We start from the raw sequence: 5,258 nt of genomic DNA, 5'->3' as shown, positions 1-5,258 counted from the left end.
GAGACCCTCAAGGGACAACCGCCGGGCGACTACAAATTACAGATCCTGACCCTAGACCTCGTCAACGATGCCGGTGGCGCCTTTACCACGGTGGAGGAGATGCTGCCGGCGATCGCCGCTGTCACGGCGGGCGTCGATCGCTGGCTGGATGAGGCCGCCCCGGCCTTTTCGACGCTTTTCGCGATGCTCCGCTACGTGATCGACCAGACCCCGTCGTCCGTCGCCGCCTCGGCCACCGGGTGCTCCGAGAAAAGCCGTCGGTGGTGCTGCCCAGGCAGACGATCCAGAAAGCGCCGGAGAGCCAGCCGTTGTCCACGACGACAATTTGCAACATGATAGACGCGGACACTTCGGCAGAGGAGACTTCGGCAGAGGAGGACGTGCATGCTCAGAAAGATCGCATTGCTTGGCGCGCTCCGGGGCGCCGCGCCCGCACTTGCGCAGCTTGCCCCCGGCGTTCGGATGCCGCCGGAGATCGGCGCGGCTTACGGAAGACTTGGAAAAGCCATGATGGCTCATGACGCAGCAGGCGTCAGAACCGTTTGGGCCGAGGATTTCGTTGTCAACTCGCCAAACAACACGGTTATCGGACGCGAGGATGTGGTTGGCGTCATGGAGCGAGACTTTCTGGATTATCGGGACTTCCACAAGCACATCACATTCGTGGGTGAGAAACCGGAGGTGACGGTCGTGATGGGGTATGACACGATGTCCCGATCAAGGGGCCCGGCGCTGGCAAGCAGGTCATGCGGCCATTCACGGACATCTGGGCAAAGCGAAGCGCGGGTTGGCAATTGATCGCCCGTCGGGCAATAATCGCCGTCGCGGAACAGAAGTGAGATCGTCTGCAATCTCGGCAGCAGTCGACCAGCGTTAATCGTTCAGTTGCGCTCCGTTGAATGTTCGGCCCTGATCACAGCGCACAGGAAGTCGACACTCCGAGCGAGAGGGTTCGCCGTTGGTGACCCCATCAACGAACGAACCTGCCCGCGACATCTGCGCGAAGACTCGACGACCTGATTGCACCGGTAACGTTCCCGGGCCGATACGAAGGCTCCTTGTCAGGCTACCTGCCTCACCGGCGTGTTATGGGCGCGGTAAGCAGTCCGAGGTTCGCGCTCTGATCGGGTCGTTACATCACAAGGCGCGAGACGATCGCCGACCAGCTCGAACGTGTCTCCATCGACCATGACCTGTGGGCTCACCGGCCGGGAATTGTAGCTCGAAGCCATCGCCGCTCCGTACGCACCGGTTGCATGGAAGACAGCCAGATCCCCACGGCCGACGTGGTCGATTGGCCGATCGACCCCGAACATGTCACCGGTTTCGCAGACTGGTCCGGCGATATTCGCGACCATCGTTCGTCCATCCGGACGGACGGCAGAGAAATGGTGGTACGCGTCGTACAGTGCGGGACGCGCCAGATCGTTCATCGCCGCATCCACGATCACGAACGGGTGTGTGGCGCCCGGTTTCACCCAGATCACCCGGGTCAACAGCACGCCGGCCAGGCCGGTGATCACGCGACCCGGCTCGAACGTGAGGCTGACGTTCCAGTCACGTGTGACCCGCGATACCATGGCCGCGTAATCAGAGAGCGATGGCATTTTGTCTTCGGGCCGATACGCGACCCCCAGACCGCCTCCGAGGTCGACACGGGTGATGGTGTGCCCGCGCGCGCGCAGTTCGAAAACCAGAGCGCCGATCCGGCGGTAGGCGGCTTCCAGCGGTGTCAGGTCACTGATCTGACTGCCGATGTGAAGGGCGATACCCTGCAGATCTAGGCCGTCGAGTTGTACGAGCCGAGCATATATGTCCGGCGCATCAGCGATATCGACGCCGAATTTGCTGGCCCGCTTGCCGGTCGTGATCTTGGCGTGCGTTCCACCGTCGACATCGGGGTTTACGCGCAACACCGCCGGTGCGTGCATCTGGCGCACGCGTGCGAGCTGCGCGAGGACGCGGCCCTCCTCCTCCAGCTCGAGATTGAACTGGCCGATGCCGGCCTCCAACCCGTCGATCAGCTCCCGATCGGTTTTTCCGACGCCGGAAAAGACGATATCCGACGCCGCGATACCCGCATCCAGGGCCCGGCGCAGCTCGCCACCCGATACGATGTCGGCGCCATAGCCGCACCTTGCCAGGAGCCGGAGAACGGCACTGTTGGGGTTGGCCTTGACCGCGAACGCGAACCGGGCGGAGGGCAGATCGCGCAAGGCGGAGGTGAAGGCGTTGGCGGCATGCCGAAGCGCGCCCGCGGAATATATATGGACGGGCGTACCGACCGCATCGGCGATAGCCGGCAATGCGACGCCCTCGGCATGCAGGATGCCGTCACGATGCTCGAAGAAGCTCATGGGAAAAGACCTTGCTTATCAGTGCCCGAAACCGTCGTCGGCCTGTCCGCGCCGACGAACGCGGGCGGCATGGACAACGTCGACGGTATGGCTGTGCCCGCGCCGCTCGGCCCGCAGCAGCTGCCCGACCCGCTTGCCATGGATCATCAAGGGCAAGCCAAGCAGGGCCAGCGGAAAGAAGAGGACCGCCACCGGAGAACCGTCGAGCGTGAGGCACATGGCACATGAGGACGCCAGCAACGCGAAGCCGCCGGCCTTCCACTGCAGATCACGCCGGGTCATGCCGTCTGTGCCTGACAGATCGTCTGTGCCTGACAGATCGAGAGATCACGATCGCCGATGACCAAGTCACCCGCTTTCGCGAGGCTCGCCTGCAAGCCCTGACGATCATCGCCCGCACGGCCACCGCGCCAAAGGACGATGTCTGCCGGGAAATCGGCCTCGCTCGACAGCGCCTCGATCATGTCCGTCATCTCGAACGTAAGGCCGATCGCCGGTTCGTGCAGACGGGCAGCTGCTGCACGAGCACGTCCGATCATCGCCGGTGAGCCATCGATGCCGCGGCCTTCGATCGCGGTATAGCCGAGCGCTCTGGCGTGACGCACGGCTTCGATCAGCAACGTGCCACAGCCGCAGTCGGCGTCGACGATGCGTATGGAATGGCGCCCTCGCTCGCGCAGGGCGGCAAGCGTGGCGCAGATGTCAGTCCAGCGCGCGTCCTTGTGAGCGGCACGGCTGCCCAGGATCGTGGACGGGGTAACCGCCAGTATGGAGGACGGACGATCAGCCGTGACGAGCGGCTTCAGCTTCGATGTCATGGGAATGTCCTCAGGCGGCGCGGCGCAGCGCGCGATCGGCCGGGCTCGCCGGGTCGAAGGAAATGAGCGGAACCAGCGGTGCCGAGGTGATCTCAAGGCTCGCATGATACATCTGCCGTTCGGCTTCGGCGTAGCTGAGAGCTGCGCCTCGCGACACGAAACGGCCTTCCATCCTTCTGCCGCTATCCTGCACGAGCCAGTGGCCCGCCTTGTCCTGGCAGACGTAGATGATCGTCCCGCGTTCGTCGGGCTCCGGGTTGGGTTCAGACGACATATCGCCCTGGAAACCTTCTATGATCGAGCGTCCTGCGCTCGCTCATCGGAGGTACGGACGTTGCCATACTGTTTCGAGATCGAATTCGGGAAACTGCATAGCGCGCACGTTAGCGTGACAACGCCCCGTCGCATTCCGGTCAGCGATCTACAACCATCGCGCCTTACGGAAGCGCCAGTAGAGCGCCGAACAGATGGTAAGGATCACGGCGATCGTGACGGGGTAGCCATAGGGACTGCGAAGCTCCGGCATGTGCTCGAAGTTCATCCCGTAGATGCCGGCAATGGCGGTCGGCACGGCCAGAATTGCAGCCCAGGCCGCAAGCTGGCGCGTGATGGCGCCGGTGCGCTGCTGCTCGATTAGATTGCTGAACTCGAACACCGATGACAGCAGATCGCGCAAGCCGCTCGCCATGGCCTCGACCCTGCGGACATGATCCAGGACATCGCGGAAATACAGACGTGCCTCGGCATCGATACACGGCAGCCCGTTCTTGGATAGCTTGCGAGCCACCTCCTCCATCGGCACCAGGATGCGATCGAAGCGCATCAGGTCGCGCCGCAACGCGAAGATGCGGGCGATCTCCGCGCGATCGAGGAAGGTATCGAGCATCCGCTGTTCCATCGCCGCGACCTCTTCCTCAAGAGCTGTCATCAGCGGCAGATAGCCGTCGACGATGAAGTCCAGGATGGCATGGAGAACATAATCCCCGCCCTTGCCCAGCAGGTCAGGTGCGGCCTCCAGGTGCTCACGCAGCGGGCGGTAGGACCTCGTCGAACCTTGCCGAACGGTGATGATATGGCTGTGGCCGAGAAAGGCCGCCGTCTGCCCGTAGACGATGTGACCATCGCACAAATGTGCAGTCCGGCCGATGACGAACAGCTGGTCGCCATAGACGTCGACCTTCGGCAACTGGCCGTCCTTCAGCGCATCCTCGACCGCAAGCGGGTGAAGATTGTAGAGGTGCTGCAGCGTTTCGATCTCTTCCGCACACGGATCGGTCAGCCCGATCCAGACGAACTCTGACCGGTCAGAGGGGCAATCGACCCGTTCATCGATCGCGATCTCGCGAACGCGTCGACCATGACGATAGAGATAGGCGGCGATGACAGGCATGATGTCCCTGATCAACGGCGCGGAGAGATTGTCCAGTCGGACGAAGTCCGCTCGAGCTTTCCGCGACTGGACATGTTCGCCGATCGGTCACGTCGCGACAGGGCGATCCGGTGCCGGGCCTGCATCATCGATGCGCCGTGACGCGTATCGAAAGCGCGTCCCTGTGGCGTGATCGGTTCTTCCAGGCGCGTTCGAAACACGGTCTGCGCAGGTAAATCCCCGCCGCCCGCATCCTCGGAAGCCGGCTTGAACAGCCTGGCGCCATGAATCAGGAGTAGAATGCCGGCGCTGGCAAGGATGAATGTCAGCAGTGCAAGGCCGAACTCGGCAAACTGCGCGGGACCGTGCCGCGCCGCCTCATAGATGCTTCGATGCACCAGCGTCGATGCGCCGGAACACGCAAGCAGCCCAATCCCGAGAACTCTCGGTGGGAATTTACCCATGAGCTGGGCTGCCTTTCGCCGTCTTGTCGCAGACGAGGCTAAGCTGCCCCTCGATCCGTCGTGTGATCCCGGCCGAGGTTGCGACCGAGATTGATGTCCGTCCACGCCGCTCCGCTTCAGCGAAACGCCGTGCCGCCTGTGCCGATGAGAAGCGGCCCAGAAGCATCCCGGCACTTTCGCGGACAGTCCAGCCGCCATCGATGTCACGGCCGACCACGAGCATGGCTGGTTCCGGAATATCCATTTCGCT

General features: G+C 63.0%; 9 protein-coding genes. 2 read left to right on the top strand and 7 right to left on the bottom strand.

Annotated features, from left to right (window positions below; translation table 11 throughout):
* Together ACFDTG_RS15960 and ACFDTG_RS15955 are read left to right on the top strand one after the other, a co-directional pair.
* A partial coding sequence (locus ACFDTG_RS15960; RefSeq protein WP_375291942.1) for a hypothetical protein occupies positions 1-336 on the top strand: 336 nt, incomplete at its 5' end.
* A gap of 48 nt (positions 337-384) precedes the next feature.
* Entirely contained in the window at positions 385-798 is a 414-nt protein-coding gene (locus tag ACFDTG_RS15955; protein WP_375291941.1) for a nuclear transport factor 2 family protein, read from the top strand.
* Between the two features lie 263 nt (positions 799-1,061).
* On the opposite strand, the gene lysA is transcribed toward ACFDTG_RS15955, so the two are convergent.
* The 7 genes from lysA to ACFDTG_RS15920 form a co-directional block, all read right to left on the bottom strand.
* Positions 1,062-2,357, bottom strand: a complete 1,296-nt coding sequence (gene lysA, locus ACFDTG_RS15950) for a diaminopimelate decarboxylase (protein WP_375291940.1) — start codon at positions 2,355-2,357, stop codon at positions 1,062-1,064.
* A gap of 18 nt (positions 2,358-2,375) precedes the next feature.
* Positions 2,376-2,639 carry a hypothetical protein gene (locus tag ACFDTG_RS15945; protein ID WP_375291939.1) on the bottom strand — a complete coding sequence of 88 codons (264 nt, stop codon included), beginning with the start codon at positions 2,637-2,639 and terminating at the stop codon, positions 2,376-2,378.
* A complete protein-coding gene (locus ACFDTG_RS15940) occupies positions 2,636-3,175 on the bottom strand; it encodes an SAM-dependent methyltransferase (protein ID WP_375291938.1) in 540 nt (179 codons plus the stop codon). The genes ACFDTG_RS15945 and ACFDTG_RS15940 overlap by 4 nt, the downstream gene beginning before the upstream one ends.
* 10 nt (positions 3,176-3,185) lie before the next feature.
* Positions 3,186-3,449 carry a hypothetical protein gene (locus tag ACFDTG_RS15935; protein ID WP_375291937.1) on the bottom strand — a complete coding sequence of 88 codons (264 nt, stop codon included), beginning with the start codon at positions 3,447-3,449 and terminating at the stop codon, positions 3,186-3,188.
* A gap of 147 nt (positions 3,450-3,596) precedes the next feature.
* Complete coding sequence (locus ACFDTG_RS15930; protein ID WP_375291936.1) at positions 3,597-4,565, bottom strand: magnesium and cobalt transport protein CorA; 969 nt, start codon at positions 4,563-4,565, stop codon at positions 3,597-3,599.
* 11 nt (positions 4,566-4,576) lie between these two features.
* Positions 4,577-4,942 carry a hypothetical protein gene (locus tag ACFDTG_RS15925; RefSeq protein WP_375291935.1) on the bottom strand — a complete coding sequence of 122 codons (366 nt, stop codon included), beginning with the start codon at positions 4,940-4,942 and terminating at the stop codon, positions 4,577-4,579.
* A 58-nt stretch (positions 4,943-5,000) separates the two neighbouring features.
* Positions 5,001-5,258: hypothetical protein (locus tag ACFDTG_RS15920; RefSeq protein ID WP_375291934.1), on the bottom strand; the 258-nt coding region annotated here is incomplete at its 5' end.

The sequence above is a fragment of the Qipengyuania sp. genome (assembly GCF_042095715.1).
Lineage (GTDB): Bacteria > Pseudomonadota > Alphaproteobacteria > Sphingomonadales > Sphingomonadaceae > Qipengyuania.
The sequence above is the reverse complement of the archived record's forward strand: the minus strand, read 5'-3'. Positions and strand labels throughout refer to the sequence as shown.

Excerpts from the sequence above, each read along its gene's own strand:
- ACFDTG_RS15955 (WP_375291941.1), top strand. The coding sequence starts at position 385 with ATGCTCAGAAAGATCGCATTGCTTGGCGCGCTCCGGGGCGCCGCGCCC.
- lysA (WP_375291940.1), bottom strand. The coding sequence starts at position 2,357 with ATGAGCTTCTTCGAGCATCGTGACGGCATCCTGCATGCCGAGGGCGTC.
- ACFDTG_RS15945 (WP_375291939.1), bottom strand. The coding sequence starts at position 2,639 with ATGACCCGGCGTGATCTGCAGTGGAAGGCCGGCGGCTTCGCGTTGCTG.
- ACFDTG_RS15940 (WP_375291938.1), bottom strand. The coding sequence starts at position 3,175 with ATGACATCGAAGCTGAAGCCGCTCGTCACGGCTGATCGTCCGTCCTCC.
- ACFDTG_RS15935 (WP_375291937.1), bottom strand. The coding sequence starts at position 3,449 with ATGTCGTCTGAACCCAACCCGGAGCCCGACGAACGCGGGACGATCATC.
- ACFDTG_RS15930 (WP_375291936.1), bottom strand. The coding sequence starts at position 4,565 with ATGCCTGTCATCGCCGCCTATCTCTATCGTCATGGTCGACGCGTTCGC.